The organism is Hydrocarboniphaga sp. (assembly GCF_028291725.1).
In the GTDB taxonomy this organism is placed as follows: Bacteria; Pseudomonadota; Gammaproteobacteria; order Nevskiales; family Nevskiaceae; genus Hydrocarboniphaga.
The window spans coordinates 53,554-72,100 of the sequence record NZ_JAQGNT010000002.1 but is presented as its reverse complement, the minus strand read 5'-3'; the positions used below and the strand labels follow the sequence as shown (position 1 = coordinate 72,100).

The window sequence follows — 18,547 nt, the reverse complement described above, 5'->3', positions numbered from 1 at the left end:
AATGCGGCAGCCGATCGGTTGGTGCTGCGTCGCTGCTCAGCTGCGGATGGGATCTGCGGCCAGCAAGACGACCTCGGGCTCCTGCACGTGGTAGCCCTGAATGTAGTGGACTCCCAGTTGCCACATCCGTGCCATCACATTGGCATCCTCGACATGGCTGACGATGGTCTTGACGCCGCGGCGGCGCGCGATTGCCAGCAGGTCGGCCATTTTTTTCTGGATATCGGGCTCCGCGAAGTCGCGGGCATAGGACGGATGAAACTTGACGAACCACGCCGGCAGCTGCTCCAGCAATTGCGCCGAATGCGTGCCGACGCCGAAGTGCTCGATCGCCAGGCCCGAGCCGAGTTCGTCCAGCGCGCCGGCCAGCAGCTGGGTCTTGCGCAGATGGTTCTGCACCGCCATTTCGCGCACTGCGAAGCACAGCTCGCGATGCCGCAGCGGCCGCGATGCGAGCACGCCGCGCAGCCAGGCGATGAAGCCATCGGCATCGCGCAGGCTGTCTTCCGACAGCTTGACCAGCAGCACCGCGGGCTCGTGGCTCTGGTCGCGCTTGGCCAATACCTTCAGCGACTGCATGACGACCCAGCGATCCACGGCGCGCATCAGCCCGAACTGCATCGCCGCCGGGATGAATTCGCCGGCGTGCCGCTCCTGGCCGGTTTCGTCGACCATCCGCACCAGCACGTCGTAGTGCGGGCGCGTCTCACCCTCCAGGCTGGCAATGGATTGATAGGCCAGGCGCATGCGGTCCTGTTCGAGCGCGCGCTTGAGCTGCGCCGCGCGGCGCGCGTTCTCGCGCGCTTCACCATGCGCCTGCGCGGTCGGGCCGAGCACCAGCGACTGGCCGCCGCCTTGCGCCGACGCGCGCCGGCCCTCGCGGATCAGCGGATCGATCGCCTGGACGGCGGGCTCGTTCGCACCGATCGGGTAGGCGGCGACGGTCACGCTGATGCGCGTCTCGTGCGCGCTGGCGGTGAACACCTGCTGTGCGAGTTCGCGGCACAGGCGCTCGGCGAGTTTCTCGAATTCCGGCGCGGTCGCGCGCGAAACCAGTGCGACCCACTCGTCGGTAGAGAAACGGAACAGCGGCTGCGGCGCGCCGAGGCGCGTCACGATCGCGCCGGCGATCTGGCTCATCAGCCGTTCGGCGTCTTCGAGGCCGACGCGCGATTCCAGCGAAGCGAATCCGTCGACCAGGAACAGCATCACCGCGCGCGGCCGCGCATCGTCGGGAGCCTTGGCCAGCGCGCGGAACAGGGACAGGCGATCGGGCGTGGCCGGCGCGTCGGCAGGCGCGGGCGCCGCCGCGACCGGTGCCGGCGCCGTCTCCAGGTGGATCAGCCATTCGACGAAGGACTGGCCGGCGATCGTGCCCTGGGTGAGCTGCACGCTCACCGGCAGACCCCGGCCGCCTGCGCGCAGCAGCACGGTCTCGAGCGGGGTTCCGGCGTATTTGCCGCGCGCCAGCTGGCGCAGCTGGTCCTTGACGCGTGGCTGCTGATCGGCCGCGATCAGGTCGATCAGGCTGCTGCCGACCAGGGTGTCCAGCGGCCGTTGCAGCAGCGTCGCGAACGCGCGGTTCGCACGCGTCAGCACGCCGTCGTGCACGTGGATCACGGCGTCAGTGATGTCGTCCAGGCGTTCGCGATGGCGGCTCTCGAACGCGGCCATGCGCGCCTGCGCCTGCATCAGCTCGCGCTCGCGCTTCAGGTTGGTATATTCGCGGCGATAGACCTGCGCCAGATGCTGCAGATCGGCGTCGCTGCCGGTGCAGACGCGATCCGCCGCGCCCAGATGCATTGCCGCGCCGGTCGCGGCCAGATCGGGCGCGTCGCCGAGCGCCAGCACCGGCAGCTCCGGCGCCAGGTTCGTGCGCAGCTCGAGTACCCGCGCCAAGGGGGTGTTCGCGTCTTCGGCGCACAACAGCAGATCGGCGCCGCCGCGGCGCAGCACATCTTCCAGCTCCTCCAGATCGGCAACCCAGGCGGTGCGCACGCCGAAAGCGGCCTTGCGCAAGGCGCTCTCGATCAGTCGCGCGCGGTCCTCGTTGCCGCCGACCATCAGCAGCATGCTGCCGGAGGTAACGGCATCGAGGGTGTCGGCTAGCAAGGGCGAGTCCGCTTATTGATCGAGGGTCACCAGGCAATGATTTCTTTGGCCGGCAGCCCGGCGGTCTCGCGCGCCAGCCGCGGCAGCAGGTAGCCGGGCAGGCGCGTGGACAGTTCGCGCATCAGCGCGCGCGCGCGATCCTCGCCGACTTCAAAGTGCGCGCTGCCGGCGACGCGGTCGAGCAGGTGCAGGTAGTAGGGCAGCACGCCGCAGTCGAACAGGCGCTCGGACAGGGCTTGCAGCGCGGCGACGTTGTCGTTGACCCGGCGCAGCAGCACCGACTGGTTCAGCAGGCTGGCGCCGGCCTCGCGCAGACGCGCACAGGCGGCCGCGACCTTGGCATCGAGCTCGTTGGCGTGATTCGCATGCAGCACGATCGCGGTGCGCAGGCGGCTGCGCCGCAGCAGCGCGATCAGGCTGTCGTCCACGCGCTCCGGCAGCACGATGGGTTGGCGCGTGTGTATCCGCAGCCGGCGGACGTGGACAAGGCCGTCGAGGCCGTCGAGGAACTCGGCGAGCTTCTCGTCGGACAGCGCCAGCGGATCGCCGCCGGACAGGATCACCTCGGAGATCGAAGCGTCGGCGGCGATTTGCGCCAGCGCCTCGCGCCAGTGATCGCGGCCGGCCAGAGCCTCGGAATACGGAAAGTGGCGGCGGAAGCAGTAGCGGCAATGCACGCCGCAGGCGCCGGTGGCCATCACCAGCACGCGGTGCTGGTACTTGTGGACGATGCCGCCGTCCTTGAGCTTGAGCCGGTCGCCGACCGCGTCCAGGCCGAAGCCCTCGACGCTCAGGGCCTCGGCGCCGGCCGGCCAGATCTGCAGGAACAGCGGGTCGGCCGCGTCGCCCTTGCGCATGCGCTCGGCGAAGCCGCGCGGTACCCGCAGCGGGAACGCGCCGAGCAGCGCGGCTTCCAGCTGCGGCAGCGCGGGGTCGATTTCCAGGAAGCGCAGCAGCTCGGCGGGCTGCTTGAATGCATCGCGCAGGGCATGCTGCCAGGCGCGCGCCTGACGGGCCTGTTGAGTTTGGGGGCTAGGGGTTATCATCTGCGCCGCATTTTCGCTGGGCGGGATGCCGGTGAGCAAACCAGAACGCCACCGTTTCTCGTTCCGAAACAACCCCCAATCTAAAAGACCTCGACAATGGCCACCGTCAGCACCAATGAAATGAAGTCCGGCACCAAGGTTCTGGTGGACGGCGAACCCTATTCCGTTGTCGACAACGAGTATCGCAAGCCGGGCAAGGGCCAGGCGACGAACTCGATCAAGATCCGTAATCTGAAGAACGGCCGGGTCATCGAGCGGACGCTGAAGTCCGGCGACACCTGGGAAGTGGCCGATATCGAAGAGATCGACATGCAGTATCTCTACAGCGATGGCGAGTTCTGGCACTTCATGAATCCGACGAGCTTCGAGCAGGTCCAGGCCGGTGCCACCGCGGTGGCCGACTGCTCCAAGTGGCTGAAGGGAGAAGAAGCCTGCAAAGTGCTGTTCTTCAACGGCATTCCGCTGTCGGTGACGCCGCCGAACTATGTCACGCTGACGATTACCGAAACCGATCCCGGCCTGCGTGGCGACACCAGCGGCAGCGGCGGCAAGCCGGCGACGCTGGAGACCGGCGCCGTGGTCCGCGTACCGCTGTTCGTGCAGCAGGGCGAGGTGATCAAGGTCGACACCCGTACCGGCGACTACCTGGGCCGCGTCGGCAAGTAGCCGCACGATCATGCCGCGCTGGCGTCCCGACGCGAGTCTGGCGACGCTGAAGGCGCGGGCGGAGCTTTGCGGCTCCGTCCGCGCCTTTTTTATGGCGCGCGGCGTGCTCGAGGTGGAGACGCCGATCCTGTCGGCGCATGCGACGGTCGACCGCTTTATCGAAAGCTTTTCGACCGTGGACGGCCGCTGGCTGCAGACCTCGCCCGAGTTCGCGATGAAGCGGCTGCTCGCGGCGGGTTCCGGGCCGATCTTCCAGATCGCCCGTGTGTTCCGGCTGGAAGAGCAGGGCCGGCATCACAACCCCGAGTTCACGATGCTGGAGTGGTACCGGCCGGGCTTCTCGATGCAGCAGCTGATGGACGAGGTCGAGGCGCTGATGCGCGCCTTGGTCGGCGGCGCCGGTGGCTTCCAGCGGCTGAGTTATCGCGATGCGTTTCTGCGTCACGCCGGTTTCGATCCTCATTCGGCCGATGCGACGCAGATGCGTGCCGCCGCGATGGCGGCCGAGCTGATCTCCGCTGCCGACTTTGCCAACGAACCCGCCGGCTTCTGGCTGGACTTGTGGATGTCGCGAGTCGTGTCGCCCGCTTTGGGTGCCGCGCAGCCGGCGTTCGTGTACGACTTCCCGGCGAGCCAGGCCGCGCTGGCGCAGGTTCGGCAGGGCCCGCCGCCGGTGGCCGAGCGCTTCGAGCTGTTCTGGCGCGGCATCGAGCTCGCCAATGGCTTTCACGAACTCGCCGATGCCAAGGAGCAGCGCGGCCGTTTCGAGGCGGATCAGCGCTATCGCTGTGCCGCCGAGCAGGTCGTGCCACCGTATGACGCCCATCTGATCGCGGCGCTGGAGGCGGGGTTGCCGGATTGCAGCGGTGTCGCGCTGGGGCTGGATCGGGTGCTGATGCTGAAGCTGGGCCTGAGCGATCTGGCGCAGACACTGGCGTTTGCTGCCGACCGCGCCTGAAGCCGCCTGTAGGAGCGGGTCGTACCCGCGACTGAGGCTCCACCGGCACAGTCGCGGGTACGACCCGCTTCTACTGTGTGGAGATGGAGGCTTTCGCTTTCTTCGTCAGCTTCGCAAAAACCAGCTCGTAGGACGTGCGGATCTGCTGTTCGATCCAGCGCCGCTTGTGGCGCCCGGCGTCCTCGACCATCACCCACTTCGCGCGCGCCAGGTACGGCGCCGGTACAACGCCGGGCTGATCGGTGATCGCCAGGAACAACTCGTCCGGCACTTTGAAAAACAGCCGGGCCGTGGTCGTGATTTCCTCGGGCGTCAGTAGATACATCTTCGCCCCGATCGAGTACACGCGCTCGTTGCCCCACTTGATGTCGATGGTCGTGCCCGGCAGCGCGAGGCACAGCTTGTCTAGCTGCTGGCGATTCACGTCTGCCTCCACACGTCCCAACCCAGCCGCAGAATCAGCAGTCCGACGACGACGATGAACATGCCGCGGACGAAGCCGGCGCCGCGCCGGATCGCCATGCGCGTGCCCACCAGCGATCCGGCGACGTTGCATGCCGCCATCGGGATCGCGAACTGCCACAGCACCGAGCCATGGCTCAGGAAGTAGGCGAGCGCGGCGAAGTTGGTGATCACGTTGACCGCCTTGGCCGAGGCCGAGGCATGCAGGAAGCTGAAGCCGAACAGGCCGACGAAGGCCAGCACCAGGAAGCTGCCGGTGCCCGGGCCCAGAAAGCCGTCGTAAAAGCCAATACTGCTACCGGCGATCACACCCACCAGAATCTGCTGCAAGGTCGACAGGCGCGGCGCATGCAGCTTGCCGAAATCCTTCTTCCACAGCGTATAGCCGAGTACCAGCACCAGCACGCCCAGAATGATCGGTTTCAGCAGCGCGTTGTCGAGATGGCTGAGCGCCGCGGCGCCGATGAAGCCGAAGACCAGCGCCGCCAGTGCCATCGGCAGTACCGAGCGCCACGGCGTCCCGATGTGCCGTGCGTAACCCCAGGCCGCCACCGCGGTGCCCCAGATCGACGCCGCCTTGTTGGTGCCGAACAGCGTCGCCACCGGGTAGCCCGGCAGCAGCACCAGCAGTGCCGGCACCTGGATCAGGCCGCCGCCGCCGACCACGGAGTCGACGAAGCCGGCCAGGAAGGCGAAGCCGCACAGCGCGAGTATCAGTTCGGGAGTCATCAGCCCGCCATTAGAATGGACGCCTGCGGGCTCGCCAAGTCCGCGTCCCCGCGATTCCTACGAAAATCCCACGAGACTCCCAGAGATTCCAGCGACCATGTCTGTCTATTCACCCAGCCTGGCCCGATTGATCGACGCACTGCGGCGTCTGCCCGGCGTCGGCCCCAAGTCCGCGCAGCGCATGGCGTTCCAGCTTCTGGACCGAGATCGCGCTGCTGCGCGCACGCTGGCGCTGGCGATGACCGACGCGCTCGAGCACATCGGCCGCTGCCCGAGCTGCCGGATGTTCTGCGAGAACGGCGATTGCCGCTACTGCTCGCCGGCGCGTACCGCAACCGGGCATCTCTGCGTGGTCGAAGGACCGGCCGACCTGATGGCGATCGAATCCGGCACGCCGTATCGCGGCCGCTATTTCGTACTGATGGGCAGGCTGTCGCCGCTCGACGGCATCGGACCGGACGAACTGGGCCTCGATCTGTTGCAGCAGCAACTCGCGGCCGGCAGTTACCGGGAGCTGATCATCGCGACCAACCCGACCGTCGAGGGTGAAGCCACTGCACACTATCTGGCCGAGATCGCGCGGGCGCAGAACGTGGCGGTCAGCCGCATCGCCCACGGCGTGCCGGTCGGCGGCGAACTCGAGTACGTCGACGGCGGCACGCTGGCGCATGCGCTCAGCGGGCGCCGGCAGGTTTAGACGTTAGCGGGCAGCTGTAGGAGCGGGTCATACCCGCGACTCTGCTCTTCAAGGTCTCAGTCGCGGGTATGACCCGCTCCTACAGAGGCGGAAAGTCGGCGCGCCGCTACTTGCCGTCAGCCAGCCGATCGACCTTCGCCGCGCAGATGAAGTCGTTTTCGCTCAAGCCGTCGACCGCATGCGTCCACCAGCGGATCGTGCAGGTGTTGTAGCCGAAGTCGATATCCGGGTGGTGATCTTCCTGGGTCGCGACGTAGGCGACCGCGTTGACGAAGGCCAGCGTGCGGAAGTAGTTGCGGAAGCCGAACTCGGCTTGCAGCTGGCGCGCGTCCTCGCTGATTTTCCAGCGCGGGTTCAGCTGGCTCAGCATTGCCTCGGCGGCAGGACGCGCCAGCGCGGGCACGCCGCCTTCGCAGGGCGCGCAGCGTTTTTCGGCCAGGATCGTCATCGGAAAACTCCGGAGCAATACGAACGGGGCGGCGATGCTCGCGCGCCGTCGGCGGAAAGTAAACCCGGCTCGATCCGCCGCGGTTAACCAGACCGGTGTAGGCTCATCGATCCATCAACAGGCAGCTACGATGACCGCAAGCCCCAGCCATCTGATCTGGATCGATCTCGAAATGACCGGCTTGGTGCCCGAGCGGCACCGCATCATCGAGATCGCCACGGTCGTCACCGACGCCAATCTCAATGTGCTGGCCGAAGGGCCGGTACTGGCGGTGCAGCAAAGCCACGACGAACTGTCGGCGATGGACGACTGGAATACCAAGCAGCACGGCAAGTCCGGCCTGACCCAGCGCGTGCGCGACAGTCGCATCAGCGACGGCGATGCCGAGCGGCTGACGCTGAATTTTCTGAGCGAGTGGGTGGTACCTGGCAAGTCGCCGATGTGCGGCAACTCGATCTGCCAGGACCGTCGCTTTCTGGCGCGCTACATGCCGGCGCTGGAGCGCTTTTTCCACTACCGCAACCTCGACGTCAGCACACTCAAGGAGCTGTGCCAGCGCTGGTCGCCGGACCTGGCGAAGGGGTTCTCGAAGGAATCTTCGCATCTGGCGCTGAACGACATCCGCGATTCGATTGCGGAGCTGCGCTACTACCGCGATCACTTCCTGCGGATTCCGAATGCGTAGGTTGGGGTGAGCGCAGCGAACCCCAACATTTGGTCCGCGACGATGCGTGGGGTTCGCTGCGCTCACCCCAACCTACGGCCTAGCCAGCGCCGACTTGAAGAAGCCCCAGGCGACTTCGCCGGTGTCGACATCCAGATTGGTGCCGCCCAGATAGCTCGCGATCATCGCACTGTTGATCGCCAGTCCCGGCCAGACATGGCCGGCGTCGCTGAACACGTATTGCTGCGAGGTGGTTCCATTGGCGCAGCTGCGCACGCGCTTCTCGACGGTGTCGCTGACGCGTGTGGTCTGAGCGCTCGCCGAACAGCCGGCGCGGTTTGCCCAGAACTGGAACGTCGCGTCGGCGGATAGCAGCCCGGGCTGCGGCTTGCCGCGCACCAGCGTGCCCTCGGGCATGCCGGCGAAGGGCACGATCGAATCGCGCTTGCCGTTCATCGACAGCCACGGCAGTGGTTTGCCGGCGCGGCAGTTGCGCGCGACCGCGGCCGGCAGCGTCGATATCACGTTGGCGCCGGCGCGCAGCGTATCGCCGGCCTGGCAGGCGTAGTTCATCGCCATGAAGCCGCCGTTGGAGGCGCCGATAATGAATACCGCGCGCGCATCGCCATGGTCGCGCAGCACCAGCTCGGCGATCAGGTTGCGGATGAAGGCGACGTCGTCGGCGGACGACACCGAGTCGCCGGCGAGCGTGCTGCCGCGGCCGTCGTTCCAGTGCTTGTCGACGCCCTGGGGTGCGGCGACGATGAAGCGCTCACGTGCGCCCAAGGTCGGCAGGCTGGTCTGTTTCCACGCGTCTTCGGCAGTCTCAGTGCCGCCGTGCAGGATCACCACGATCGGCATCGGCGCGCTGGCGCCACCGGGAATTTGTACCAGGTAGCTGCGCTGCAGGCCGCCCGCGATCAGCTTGCGCTGCTGCGCCGTCGAGACATCGCCCTTATCCGGAAAGCCTTTCGTTGCCTCGTGATTCTGGACCATGCGCACGCCGCGCACGGCCAGACAGCCGTCGAGGCTGAGCATGACTGCGCCGACGGTCAGCAGCGTGGCGAGCTTGCGCATCAGGCGAACGCGGTGCGGGAATATTTTTTGATTGCTCATCGGAGAATCTCGCGACAGCAGTAGGGATGGAATGCAGCGGATCAGCCGGGCAGGCGAACCGTCACCAGCGCGCCGCCGAGATCGGACGCACCCAGCAGCAGCTGCCCTTCGTAGGCACGCACCAGATCATAGACCGCGGCGAGGCCGATGCCCTGGCCGGGCTTTTTCATATCGGCGCGCACGCCGCGTTCCAGCAATTCCTCGGCGTCCTGAGGAAAGCCCGGACCGTTGTCGGCGACTTCGATGACCGCGGTGCGGCCTTCGTGGTGGACCGTCAGCCGCACCCGTCCATTGCCGTACTTGGCGGCGTTGTCGAGCAGGTTGCCGATCAGCTCGAACAGGTCGCCGCTCTCGGCGCGCAGCCGCAGCCGCGGGTCGATCCGCAGTTCGAACCGGGCTTTCTTCTCCGCATAGACCTTGACCAGCGCGCTGACCAGTTTCTCCGCCAGCGGGCGGATCGGCACCGGTTCGGCCAGCGTGCGCCGGCCGGCAGCGGCGGCCTTGCGCAGCTGATAGCCGGTGATCTGCTGCATCGACTGCACTTGCTCGCCGAGCGTATGCCGTAGGTGGCGCGGCATCTCGGAATCTTCGGTGACGCCCTGCACGACCGCGAGTGGTGTCTTCAGGCTGTGCGCGAGATCGCCGAGCGCGTTGCGATAGCGCGTCTGCTGATTGCGTTCGTTCTGGATCATCGCGTTCAGGCCCTGCGTCAGCGGCTTGAGCTCATCGGGGTATTCGGAGCGGATGTCCTGCTGTTCGCCCATCTCGATGCGGCGCAGTTCGAAGATCAGGCGGCGCAGCGGCGCCAGGCCCCATTGCAGCACCAACACCTGCACGCCAAGCAGGCCGATACCGCAGACCGCGAGCCAGGTCCACAGTGCGCGCCGATACGCGCGCAACTGCGCGCGGAAGCTCGACGCATCCTCCATCACCACGACGTTGTAGCGGCGCGGATCGTCGGCCAGGTCGATCCAGCGGAAGCTGTAGCTCATCTGGAATGCATCGGGATCGTCGACGCGCTGGAAGTGCCACTCGTCGATGCCCGGCATCTTCGGCGCCGGCATGTCGCCGAAGTTGACCGAACGCCAGACGGCGACGCCGTCCTCGTTGAACAGCGCCGCCTGCAGGCTCGACGCCGCGCTTTTCAGCCGTGCATCGGGGACCATCGTCGTCGAGATCGTCAGGTCACCGCTGGCGCTGGGGCCGAGCGCCGCCAGCAGCGAATAGACGATGCCCTCGAGCTTGTCCTGTTGCGCCTGGCGCGCGCTGTCGCCGAACGCGCTTTCCAGCGCGACGCCGGTGATCACGAAAAACGCGGTCAGCACCGCCGATGCCGCGACCAGCAAACGCGTGCGCAGCGATTGCGGCCGCAAGCGTGAATAGACCGATCTTAAGCTCGGCCATTTCATGGTCCTGACGCGTTCCGCGCCGCCATGGATCCAGCGTAGTGGCGGCAACGGCGCGCCCAAGCGGACGCTCCGCTCAGCTTTCGGCGGGTGTCGAGGGCCCGCGCGGCAGGTCCCAGCGATAGCCGCTGCCTCGCAGTGTGGTGATCGGGTTGAGCGTCGCCTCGGGGTCGAGCTTGCTGCGCAGCCGGCGAATGAAAACTTCGATCACGTTGCTGTCGCGCTCTTCGTCTTCGGCATACAGATGCTCGGCCAGCGTGGCCTTGGAGACGACCTGCCCGGCATGCAGGATCAGGTATTCCAGAACCTTGTATTCGTAGGCGGTCAGGTCAACGCTCTGCTGCATCACGAAAACGGTTTTCGCGGTGGTGTCGACCGCGATCGGGCCGCATTCGAGCAAGGGCTGAGCCCAGCCGCCGGAGCGGCGCAGCAGCGCGCGTACGCGTGCCAGCAGCTCTTCGCGGTGGAACGGCTTGACCAGGTAGTCGTCGGCACCGGCCTCCAGGCCTTCGACCTTGGTCTGCCAGCCGTCGCGGGCGGTCAGGATCAGGATCGGATACTTGCGCCCTGCCTTGCGTGCGCGGCGGATGATCTCCACGCCGCTGATGCCGGGCAGGCCCAGATCGACGATCGCGATATCCACCGGGAATTCTTCGGCCATGTACAGGCCGTTTTCACCGTCACCGGCCACGTCGACGGCAAAGCCCTCGTCGGCAAAGTACTGCGATACCAGTCCCCGCAGGTGCGGATCATCTTCGATGACGAGAGCGCGCATGTTTTCCCTTCTCTAGTGTGAGTGCCAGCTCAATTGCCGGGCACGTAGACGATTCGGACGTCGCCGTTTTTCAACAGTTTGACGCGGTAGCCGCGATCGTTGCGCTCCACCGCCAGCACACGGCCCCCGCCGTTCTGCTGCTGGGCGATGCGTGCCGCCTCGCTCGGCGACATATGGCGATCGTTGCCGCCGGGCGTGAATCCAGCCGGCGGCAGACGCAAACGGTCAGACAGGCCCGGATCCCGGGCCTGTGCTGGCAGTTCACTCAAAAACAGGCCCGTGATCAGCAGGGCCATCGAAAGCGGAAACTTTGAGCGCATGGCTCCCGGGTTGATCCGACTCCCTTAGTAGCGGACGGGGCGCACGCTCACGTCCACGGCGATACGATCGCCCGGGTCGTAAGGCATGGTGGTGTGGTAGACGGCGCCGTGGTAGCGATAGGCCACATCGTAGCCATCGATGTGATTCTCGACGTGGTAGTCGTCCACGGTCTGGCATTGGCGCTGATATCCGGTACGTGCGTAGTCCCCGCGATCGTAGCCGCCGTTGTATTCGCCGGCGTGGCTGCCGACGCTGGCGCCGACCACGGCGCCGAGGCCGGTCGCAACCGCGCGGCCGCTGCCACCGCCGAACTGGTTGCCGACCACGCCACCGATCACCGCGCCGAGTACGGCACCGGCGGTGTTGTCGCCGGAATAGCTCGGGCGCTCGCGATAGGTTACCGGCACGTCCCGGCATTCGTCGCGCGGTTCGTTGACCTGCACCTGGCTGTAGATCGGCCGGGTGCTGACCACCTGCGCGAAATCGGTGCGGGGATTGGCGTCGCCGCCAGTGGAGGAATCGTCGTAGTACTGACCGTTGCGATCATCACGATCGTAGCGGCCCGCAAACGCGGGGGCTGAAGCCAGGCTCGCCACGAGGGCGGCGCCGAGCATGCAAGTCATCGCGACCGGGGCAAACCGACGGGCTTGGGAAGGCGCCTGTTCACGCATTGTTGCTCTCCTTATGAGCATGTTCGCTGTCCGCAACGGCGGGAGCTTCGTTCAGCTTAGAGTCGGCAGCTGAATTACAACTTAACTTTTTTAAGGAATTACCGACCTTTACGAGCTTTTGCGGCGCTGCACGTCGCGGCCGAGACGGCGTGCTAGCGGCCGATGCTGGCCCGAACGGCGCCCCAATCGATATCCAGCGCTTGCAGCTGCGTGGCACTGCGCCGGTCGATCAACTTTCGCAACTCGGCGATGCGCTCCGGTGTCGTCGGATGGCTGGCGAGCCAGGCCGGCGGCGCCGTGCCGGGGGCCTGCGCGTCGAGCTTGGCGAACAAGCTCAGCATGCCTCGCGGATCAATGCCGGCGCGGTCCAGCCGAGCCAGGCCCTGTACATCCGCCTCGCGCTCGCTGTCGCACGAGAACTGCAGCCCGGACAGGCGCCCGGCGGCTTCACCGGCGACGCCGAAGTCGCCGACCACGATGCCGATCGCGAGCCGCAGGCCGGCCTGTCGCATCATTGCTTTCAGGCTGTGGCGCAGTTCGACGTGCTCGATCTCGTGCGCCAGCACGCCGGCGAGTTCGTCGGCGTCGGCGGCGGCCTGGATCAGCCCGCTGTAGACGACGATATGTCCGCCCGGGATGGCGAAGGCGTTGAGTTCGGGCTGGCGCGCGACATGCCAGTGATAGGTGTAGCGCGAGCCCGGAGCCAGCCGTGCGCCGATCTGCTGGATCGCGGCATTCGCCGCGGTGTTCTCAATCAGATCCAGCTGGGCCGCCTGCGACTTGAACACCCACTCGCCGAGCTGCTGCTCCTGGGCCAGCGGCACGAAGCCGGCGAGCCAGCCGGCCAGCGGACGCGCGGTCAAGAACAGCAGCAGCAGCGCGAACAGCGGAAGGCCGATCCAGATCGCGATCGCCGACAGGCCGAGGCCGCGGCGAACACGCGCCTTGCGCCGCTGCGCGAACACGGCCGTGATCGCCGGCTGCAGCGCGGCCGGCGGCTGCTGGCGCAAGCGCTCGATCACGCCTGCGTCATCCACCAGCAGGGCGTAGCGTGCAACGTTCTGCGGCCAGCTCATTTCCAGCTGCGCGCCGTCGAAGCCGGCATTGCGCAACACCAGCCGTGAAAGCGGCGAGGACAGTTGCCCTCCGTCCGGCAACGGCACCACGAGTTGCAGAGCATCGATCGTTGCGCTGACGACAGTGCCCGCCGGCGCGAGCGCTGGCCCGAACAGCCGGCCGGGCAGCGCCAGCGTCGGCGAACTCATCGCTTTACTCGTCGTCGCCGAGCAGTCCGCCGAGCAAGCCGCCGGCTGCGCCGGCACCGAGCAGCGAGCCGGTTTCGCTGCTGCGTCCACCGATCGCCGGCGCCGCCATGACGATGCGGTTGGCCATGCGCGACAGCGGCAACGACTGCAGCCAGACCTTGCCCGGCCCCTGCAGCACCGCGAAGAACAGACCCTCGCCTGAGAACAGCGCGGACTTCAATCCACCAACGTACTGGATGTCGTAACTGACGCTGCGCGTCAGCGCGACGATGCAGCCGGTATCCACGCGCAGCACTTCGCCGGGCGCAAGGTCGCGCACGTACAGGGTGCCGCCGGCGTGGATGAAGGCGAGACCGTCGCCGTCGAGACGCTGCATCACGAAGCCTTCGCCGCCGAACAGGCCGACACCGAGCTTGCGCTGGAACTCGATGCCGAGCGCGACGCCCTTGGCCGCGCACAGGAACGAGTCCTTCTGGCAGATCAGCGTGCCGCCGACGTCGGGCAAGTGGATTGGAATGAGCGTGCCCGGATACGGCGCCGCGAACGCGAGCTTGCGCTTGCCGCTACCGTTGTTCGTGAACACCGTGGTGAACAGGCTCTCGCCGGTGACCAGGCGTTTGCCGGCGCCGACCAGCTTGCCCCAGAAGTTCTTCTGCTGCGCCGAGCCGTCGCCGAACACCGTGTCCATGACGATGCCGTCTTCCATGAACATCATCGCGCCGGCTTCGCCGACCGCCGCTTCTCCAGGGTCCAGCTCCACCTCGACGAATTGCGTTTCGGTGCCGTAGATCTTGTAGTCGATGATGTCCATTGCCATTGGCATTGCTCCTGATCGAATGGGAAAGGGCGTGAGAGGGTCTTATTGCGGTTGCAGCAGCGGCGCTAATTTTTTCAAGGCCTCGGGCCGCGCATAGGCGCGGAACAGCGTGCGCGCGAGCACGCTGATCATCCGGTGGACTTCGTCGGGTTCCTGATGACGCAGCGGCAGGATCGAGGCCTCTAACAGCGCGATGATCGCTTTCGACATGTCCTCCAGGTCTTCGCCGAGATCGAAACTGCCCTGGCGCGCGCCCTCGGCCATCACGTCGCGGATCGCGGCCTGCGAGGCGACTTCGAACGCACGTTGCTCGGCGACCAGGCGCACCGTTTCCGGCGTCGACGGCACCAGCCAGTAGCCGGCAACACCGTTTTCGACGCGCGGATCGCGCAGCAGCTTCTCCAGCCCATGGAACATCACGACGATCGCCTGTACCGCGTCGATCTGCTTGCGCATCGGCTCGATCACGTGCTCGGTGAAGATCGCGTGCAGCCGGCGCAGGCACTCGAGAAACAGCTCCTCCTTGCCGGAGAAGTGCCAGTACAGGGCGCCTTTCGACAGCCTGGCGGCCTTGGCGATGTCGCCGATCGAAACGCCCTCGTAGCCGTAACGGCCAAACAGTTCGAAGGCTCGGTCCTGTAGCGCGGAGAGGGTGTCGAACTGCTCGTGAGCGGGTTTGCGCGCCATTCGGTTGCAGGATGGGGGAAAGATCCGATTATGAGGCTTTACGTGAAACCCTCGTAGGTCGGCAATCCTTTGCCGACGTGTACGGTGGATGCGCCACCGGGGCCTCACGTCGGCAAGGGATTGCCGACCTACGACTCGATCGGCCTTTAGTTTCATCTTCGGGAGCGGCAAAAGCGCCATGTCCGTTAACCCCAATTCGGGCGCGGTTCCGTTTAAGGCTGGCGAACCTTCCAAGCGGAGTCCCCGATGTCCTCGTCCCCCGATCTGCGTCGTCGCGCCAGCGTGCTGCTGGTGTCCTTGTTGCTGTCCCTGCTGACGGGCTGCGCGGTCAGCGAGCACCCGCCGACGCCACTGCCCGAGCCGGCCGCCTCGCCGGACCAAGCGCAAGTCGCTCCACCGCCACCACCGACCGCGTCGGAACCGGTCCTGGCCGCCGACGCGGCTTACGCCGCCGCCCCGGCCCGTGCCGAGAGCGCCGCCAAGATGATGCAGAGCCAGAGCCGCATCGGCTTCATGCCGCCACGGCCGATGCCGATGCCGACGGTCTCGGCCGAAGAACGCGAGCACTATGCCGCGATCCAGTCGAACCCGGTGCAGCGCGCCGCCGAGAATCCGGTTTCGACTTTCAGCGTCGACGTCGATACCGGCGCCTATGCCAACGTGCGCCGCTTCCTCAGCCAGGGCCAGATGCCGCCGCGCGACGCGGTGAGGGTCGAGGAGTTGGTGAACTACTTCGACTACGCGTATCCGATCCCGCGCGACCGGGCGACGCCGTTCTCGGTGATGACCGAGACCGCGCCTACGCCGTGGAATCCCAGGACGCATCTGCTGCAGATCGGCGTTCAGGGCTGGAAACCTGAAGGCGAGCGGCCGGCGTCGAACCTGGTATTCCTGATCGACGTTTCCGGCTCGATGAATTCGCCGGACAAGCTGCCGCTGGTGAAGTCCTCGCTGAAGCTGCTGACCCGGCAACTGCGGCCGCAGGACCGGCTCAGCCTGGTCGTGTATGCCGGCGCCAGCGGCGTGATTCTGGAGCCAACCGCCGACGATCAGCAGGCAAAGATCAATGCGGCGCTCGACCGGCTCGAGGCCGGCGGTTCCACCAACGGCGGCGCCGGTATCGAGCTCGCTTATGCGATGGCCAGGCAAGGTTATATCAAGGACGGCGTCAACCGCGTGCTGCTGGCCACCGACGGTGATTTCAACGTCGGCATCACCGATTTCGCCCAACTGCTGGATCGCGTGAAAATGCAGCGCAAGTCCGGCATTGCGCTGACCACACTGGGCTTCGGCACTGGCAACTACAACGAGGCTCTGATGGAGCAGCTCGCCGATGCCGGCGACGGCAACTACGCGTATATCGACACGCTCAGGGAGGCGCAGAAAGTGCTGGTGCTCCAGGCTGAAGCGACGCTGACGACGATCGCCCGCGACGTGAAGATCCAGGTCGAATTCAATCCGGCGCAGGTCGCGGAATATCGCCTGATCGGCTACGAGAATCGTGCGCTGCGCCGCGAGGATTTTGCCAACGACCGCGTCGACGCCGGCGACATCGGCGCCGGCCACCGGGTGACCGCACTGTACGAAATCGCGCTGGTCGGCGAGGGCGGCGAACGCATCGAGGCGCTGCGCTACGGCAGCACCGTCGTGCCGACTGCTACGTCCGGCGAACTTGCGCATCTGCGCCTGCGCTACAAGCGTCCTGGCGATGGTGCCGATGCGAAGAGTCTGCTGATCGAGCGCGCGATCGCCGCCGGCGATGCAAGCCGCACGATTGCCAGTGCCTCGGATTCCTTCCGGATGGCGGCCGCAGTCGCCGGCTTCGGCCAACTGCTGCGCGGCGGCCAGTACCTCGATGCCTTCGACTACACTGCGGTGATGAACCTTGCGCGCAGTTCGCGCGGCCGTGACGACAACGGCGAGGCGGGTGAATTCCTGCAACTGGTGCAGCTCGCGCGCAGCCTCGACAGCGCTGCGCTGAAAACGCCGGTCGAGAACCACGGAGGCTGATTCTGGAAGCAGCGGTTGCGCCATCGTCGGAAGCCGGGACGGCCGAGCCTGCGGAAGGCCCGGCTGTTGTTGGCGGCCCTTCGGACGAAGCCCTGATGCTGCGTTATCAGCGAGGCGAACTGGCGGCTTTCGAGCAGCTGTATCGACGCCATCGCGGCGGCAGCTACCGCTACCTGCTGCGCGGCTGCGGCAACGAGGATATCGCGGCCGAACTGTTCCAGGACGTGTGGGCGAGTGTCGTGCGTTCACGGTCGCGCTACGAGGTGAAGGCGCGCTTCGCGACCTGGCTGTACAAGCTGGCGCACAACCGCCTGATCGATCACTACCGCGCGGCGCGCGCGGGCCAGGAGCCATTGGATGACACCATCGAGCTCGCGGCGCCGGCGCATCTGGAGCCCGAAGCCCAGGCGCAGTCGGTATCGACTTCGCGGCGTCTGCTGCAGGCGCTCGGCGCGCTGCCGTCCGAGCAACGCGAGGCGTTCCTGATGAAGGAGGAGGGCGGCTTGAGCCTGGAGCAGATCGCCGAAGTCACCGGCGTCGGCCGCGAGACGGTCAAGAGCCGGCTGCGCTACGCGCTGAGCCGCCTGCGGGGAGCGCTCGCCGATGTCCTCTGAATACAAGTCGCCGTCCGAGATCCAGGCGGACGAAATTTCGCGCGCCTGGGCGACGACGAAGTCGGTGCAGCCGCCATCGCAGGTCGATGAGGCCGTATTGAAGTTCGCGCGCGATGCCCAGGCGCCGGTGTGTTCGAGGCGGCGCTGGCAGGCGCCGCTGGCGCTCGCCGCGGTGCTGACTCTGGGCGTCGGTGTGGTGCTGCAATTGTGGCGCGAGCCGCTGGTGCGTGCGCCGCAGCCGCAGGCTGCACCCGCCGTGCTGCCAGCATCGGCACCGCCGGTCGAAGCCTCCGTCGCCGGTGCGCCAGCGGCCGCGAAGGGAGCCGCTGCGGATGCCGTTGCGGCGCGCCGTGCCGAAGAGCCGGTCGAGCGTCGCTTTGAGTCGGAATCGCGCCAGCGTGATAGCGCCGTGCGCAAGCAGATGCAGCGCAGCGCCGAAAGCGCACACGCCTTGACGGCGGCCCCGCCGTCACCGCCACCACCACCGACATCGCCATTCGATACCGCACCGCAAAAAAATACCGCTGCATTCGCGCCGCAGGGCATGGCTTTCAGCTCCTACGAACCGGCGGCGCCAGCGGCTGCATGGCAGCCCGCAAGCTTCCAGGGTCTTGCGCTGGCGACGGCTGCGCGCGAGCAAGTACGCGCACTCTACGGCGCGCCGACCTCGATCGATGCGCAACGCGTGGAGCGCTATGCGCAGCTGCCGGGAGTTCAGGGCGCTGCGGAATTCCGCTACGACGAGCAGGCGCAGCTGAGCAGCCTGCGGCTGTTTCCGGAGCCGTCGCCGACGATAGACCAATGGTTCGAGACCACGGGGCGATTCGACGAGCCGCCGCAGATCGCGGATTCAAACTGGTCTTGCGAAGCTCGTTCGAGCACGCCGAGCAACGCGAGCTTGTGGCTTTATCCATCTCGGGGCGTCTGGTTGGTGCTGGATGCGGAAAAGCGCGTGCTGCAAGTGAACTACGCGGCACACTGCGAGCCTGGGTAGGTTGGGGTGCGCGAACCCCAACATCATCGCGGATCGAACGTTGGGGTTCGCTGCGCTCACCCCAACCTACGCCAACCCAGGTTTCTTCG

The 18,547-nt window shown here is 66.6% G+C and carries 20 protein-coding genes; 7 read left to right on the top strand and 13 right to left on the bottom strand.

Going from position 1 to position 18,547, the window contains the following annotated elements; genetic code table 11:
• Positions 1 to 36: 36 nt before the first annotated feature.
• The gene (locus JWQ90_RS00465) at positions 37 to 2,112 is read right to left on the bottom strand and encodes an EAL domain-containing protein (RefSeq protein WP_299687687.1); all 2,076 of its coding nucleotides are present in this window, start codon (positions 2,110 to 2,112) and stop codon (positions 37 to 39) included.
• Positions 2,113 to 2,138: 26 nt separating this feature from the next.
• Positions 2,139 to 3,158, bottom strand: a complete 1,020-nt coding sequence (epmB, locus tag JWQ90_RS00460; RefSeq protein WP_299687684.1) for an EF-P beta-lysylation protein EpmB — start codon at positions 3,156 to 3,158, stop codon at positions 2,139 to 2,141.
• Positions 3,159 to 3,254: 96 nt separating this feature from the next.
• Here epmB and efp point away from each other — a divergent pair, with 96 nt between their 5' ends.
• Together efp and epmA are read left to right on the top strand one after the other, a co-directional pair.
• Positions 3,255 to 3,824: an elongation factor P gene (efp, locus tag JWQ90_RS00455; protein WP_299687681.1), complete on the top strand. Its 570-nt coding sequence runs from the start codon at positions 3,255 to 3,257 to the stop codon at positions 3,822 to 3,824.
• Positions 3,825 to 3,834: 10 nt separating this feature from the next.
• Positions 3,835 to 4,782, top strand: a complete 948-nt coding sequence (gene epmA / locus JWQ90_RS00450) for an EF-P lysine aminoacylase EpmA (protein WP_299687678.1) — start codon at positions 3,835 to 3,837, stop codon at positions 4,780 to 4,782.
• 70 nt (positions 4,783 to 4,852) lie between these two features.
• Here the strand turns inward: epmA and JWQ90_RS00445 are convergent, their stop codons facing one another.
• The gene (locus tag JWQ90_RS00445; protein WP_299687675.1) at positions 4,853 to 5,206 is read right to left on the bottom strand and encodes an MmcQ/YjbR family DNA-binding protein; all 354 of its coding nucleotides are present in this window, start codon (positions 5,204 to 5,206) and stop codon (positions 4,853 to 4,855) included.
• On the bottom strand, positions 5,203 to 5,973 hold the full coding sequence (locus tag JWQ90_RS00440; protein ID WP_299687672.1) for a TSUP family transporter: 771 nt from the start codon (positions 5,971 to 5,973) through the stop codon (positions 5,203 to 5,205). The genes JWQ90_RS00445 and JWQ90_RS00440 overlap by 4 nt, the downstream gene beginning before the upstream one ends.
• A 97-nt stretch (positions 5,974 to 6,070) precedes the next feature.
• Here JWQ90_RS00440 and recR point away from each other — a divergent pair, with 97 nt between their 5' ends.
• The gene (gene recR, locus JWQ90_RS00435) at positions 6,071 to 6,670 is read left to right on the top strand and encodes a recombination mediator RecR (RefSeq protein ID WP_299687670.1); all 600 of its coding nucleotides are present in this window, start codon (positions 6,071 to 6,073) and stop codon (positions 6,668 to 6,670) included.
• A gap of 106 nt (positions 6,671 to 6,776) precedes the next feature.
• Here recR and JWQ90_RS00430 read toward each other — a convergent pair whose 3' ends face one another.
• Positions 6,777 to 7,118, bottom strand: a complete 342-nt coding sequence (locus tag JWQ90_RS00430) for a 4a-hydroxytetrahydrobiopterin dehydratase (protein WP_299687668.1) — start codon at positions 7,116 to 7,118, stop codon at positions 6,777 to 6,779.
• 130 nt (positions 7,119 to 7,248) lie between these two features.
• On the opposite strand from JWQ90_RS00430, the gene orn reads away from it, so the two are divergent.
• On the top strand, positions 7,249 to 7,803 hold the full coding sequence (gene orn, locus JWQ90_RS00425; RefSeq protein ID WP_299687665.1) for an oligoribonuclease: 555 nt from the start codon (positions 7,249 to 7,251) through the stop codon (positions 7,801 to 7,803).
• A gap of 72 nt (positions 7,804 to 7,875) precedes the next feature.
• On the opposite strand, the gene JWQ90_RS00420 is transcribed toward orn, so the two are convergent.
• The 8 genes from JWQ90_RS00420 to JWQ90_RS00385 all read right to left on the bottom strand — a co-directional run bounded on the left by JWQ90_RS00420 (position 7,876) and on the right by JWQ90_RS00385 (position 14,840).
• Positions 7,876 to 8,898, bottom strand: coding sequence for an alpha/beta fold hydrolase (locus JWQ90_RS00420; protein WP_299687661.1), 1,023 nt, complete (start codon positions 8,896 to 8,898; stop codon positions 7,876 to 7,878).
• A 41-nt stretch (positions 8,899 to 8,939) separates the two neighbouring features.
• Complete coding sequence (locus tag JWQ90_RS00415) at positions 8,940 to 10,307, bottom strand: ATP-binding protein (protein WP_299687658.1); 1,368 nt, start codon at positions 10,305 to 10,307, stop codon at positions 8,940 to 8,942.
• Between the two features lie 73 nt (positions 10,308 to 10,380).
• Positions 10,381 to 11,079: a response regulator transcription factor gene (locus tag JWQ90_RS00410; RefSeq protein WP_299687655.1), complete on the bottom strand. Its 699-nt coding sequence runs from the start codon at positions 11,077 to 11,079 to the stop codon at positions 10,381 to 10,383.
• A gap of 29 nt (positions 11,080 to 11,108) precedes the next feature.
• Positions 11,109 to 11,375 (bottom strand): hypothetical protein, encoded by a 267-nt coding sequence (locus JWQ90_RS00405; protein ID WP_299687650.1) that lies wholly within the window; start codon positions 11,373 to 11,375, stop codon positions 11,109 to 11,111.
• Between the two features lie 48 nt (positions 11,376 to 11,423).
• Positions 11,424 to 12,014 carry a glycine zipper 2TM domain-containing protein gene (locus JWQ90_RS00400; RefSeq protein WP_299687647.1) on the bottom strand — a complete coding sequence of 197 codons (591 nt, stop codon included), beginning with the start codon at positions 12,012 to 12,014 and terminating at the stop codon, positions 11,424 to 11,426.
• A gap of 209 nt (positions 12,015 to 12,223) precedes the next feature.
• A complete protein-coding gene (locus tag JWQ90_RS00395; protein ID WP_299687644.1) occupies positions 12,224 to 13,336 on the bottom strand; it encodes a M48 family metallopeptidase in 1,113 nt (370 codons plus the stop codon).
• A gap of 4 nt (positions 13,337 to 13,340) precedes the next feature.
• Entirely contained in the window at positions 13,341 to 14,153 is an 813-nt protein-coding gene (locus tag JWQ90_RS00390; RefSeq protein WP_299687641.1) for a TIGR00266 family protein, read from the bottom strand.
• A gap of 42 nt (positions 14,154 to 14,195) precedes the next feature.
• Complete coding sequence (locus tag JWQ90_RS00385) at positions 14,196 to 14,840, bottom strand: TetR/AcrR family transcriptional regulator (RefSeq protein WP_299687638.1); 645 nt, start codon at positions 14,838 to 14,840, stop codon at positions 14,196 to 14,198.
• Positions 14,841 to 15,086: 246 nt separating this feature from the next.
• Here JWQ90_RS00385 and JWQ90_RS00380 point away from each other — a divergent pair, with 246 nt between their 5' ends.
• The 3 genes from JWQ90_RS00380 to JWQ90_RS00370 all read left to right on the top strand — a co-directional run bounded on the left by JWQ90_RS00380 (position 15,087) and on the right by JWQ90_RS00370 (position 18,458).
• Positions 15,087 to 16,850 (top strand): VWA domain-containing protein, encoded by a 1,764-nt coding sequence (locus JWQ90_RS00380; protein WP_299687635.1) that lies wholly within the window; start codon positions 15,087 to 15,089, stop codon positions 16,848 to 16,850.
• A gap of 95 nt (positions 16,851 to 16,945) precedes the next feature.
• A complete protein-coding gene (locus JWQ90_RS00375) occupies positions 16,946 to 17,464 on the top strand; it encodes an RNA polymerase sigma factor (RefSeq protein ID WP_299687633.1) in 519 nt (172 codons plus the stop codon).
• The gene (locus tag JWQ90_RS00370) at positions 17,454 to 18,458 is read left to right on the top strand and encodes a hypothetical protein (protein ID WP_299687630.1); all 1,005 of its coding nucleotides are present in this window, start codon (positions 17,454 to 17,456) and stop codon (positions 18,456 to 18,458) included. Before JWQ90_RS00375 ends, JWQ90_RS00370 begins: the two co-directional genes overlap by 11 nt.
• Positions 18,459 to 18,547 lie beyond the last annotated feature (89 nt).

What these genes read in the sequence shown, in the direction of transcription:
- JWQ90_RS00405 (WP_299687650.1), bottom strand. Translation starts at nt 11,375, where the DNA reads ATGGCCCTGCTGATCACGGGCCTGTTTTTGAGTGAACTGCCAGCACAG.
- orn (WP_299687665.1), top strand. Translation starts at nt 7,249, where the DNA reads ATGACCGCAAGCCCCAGCCATCTGATCTGGATCGATCTCGAAATGACC.
- efp (WP_299687681.1), top strand. Translation starts at nt 3,255, where the DNA reads ATGGCCACCGTCAGCACCAATGAAATGAAGTCCGGCACCAAGGTTCTG.
- JWQ90_RS00370 (WP_299687630.1), top strand. Translation starts at nt 17,454, where the DNA reads ATGTCCTCTGAATACAAGTCGCCGTCCGAGATCCAGGCGGACGAAATT.
- epmA (WP_299687678.1), top strand. Translation starts at nt 3,835, where the DNA reads ATGCCGCGCTGGCGTCCCGACGCGAGTCTGGCGACGCTGAAGGCGCGG.
- recR (WP_299687670.1), top strand. Translation starts at nt 6,071, where the DNA reads ATGTCTGTCTATTCACCCAGCCTGGCCCGATTGATCGACGCACTGCGG.
- JWQ90_RS00430 (WP_299687668.1), bottom strand. Translation starts at nt 7,118, where the DNA reads ATGACGATCCTGGCCGAAAAACGCTGCGCGCCCTGCGAAGGCGGCGTG.
- JWQ90_RS00440 (WP_299687672.1), bottom strand. Translation starts at nt 5,973, where the DNA reads ATGACTCCCGAACTGATACTCGCGCTGTGCGGCTTCGCCTTCCTGGCC.
- JWQ90_RS00385 (WP_299687638.1), bottom strand. Translation starts at nt 14,840, where the DNA reads ATGGCGCGCAAACCCGCTCACGAGCAGTTCGACACCCTCTCCGCGCTA.
- JWQ90_RS00400 (WP_299687647.1), bottom strand. Translation starts at nt 12,014, where the DNA reads ATGCTCGGCGCCGCCCTCGTGGCGAGCCTGGCTTCAGCCCCCGCGTTT.
- JWQ90_RS00410 (WP_299687655.1), bottom strand. Translation starts at nt 11,079, where the DNA reads ATGCGCGCTCTCGTCATCGAAGATGATCCGCACCTGCGGGGACTGGTA.
- JWQ90_RS00395 (WP_299687644.1), bottom strand. Translation starts at nt 13,336, where the DNA reads ATGAGTTCGCCGACGCTGGCGCTGCCCGGCCGGCTGTTCGGGCCAGCG.
- JWQ90_RS00415 (WP_299687658.1), bottom strand. Translation starts at nt 10,307, where the DNA reads ATGAAATGGCCGAGCTTAAGATCGGTCTATTCACGCTTGCGGCCGCAA.
- epmB (WP_299687684.1), bottom strand. Translation starts at nt 3,158, where the DNA reads ATGATAACCCCTAGCCCCCAAACTCAACAGGCCCGTCAGGCGCGCGCC.
- JWQ90_RS00390 (WP_299687641.1), bottom strand. Translation starts at nt 14,153, where the DNA reads ATGGCAATGGACATCATCGACTACAAGATCTACGGCACCGAAACGCAA.
- JWQ90_RS00380 (WP_299687635.1), top strand. Translation starts at nt 15,087, where the DNA reads ATGTCCTCGTCCCCCGATCTGCGTCGTCGCGCCAGCGTGCTGCTGGTG.
- JWQ90_RS00375 (WP_299687633.1), top strand. Translation starts at nt 16,946, where the DNA reads ATGCTGCGTTATCAGCGAGGCGAACTGGCGGCTTTCGAGCAGCTGTAT.
- JWQ90_RS00420 (WP_299687661.1), bottom strand. Translation starts at nt 8,898, where the DNA reads ATGAGCAATCAAAAAATATTCCCGCACCGCGTTCGCCTGATGCGCAAG.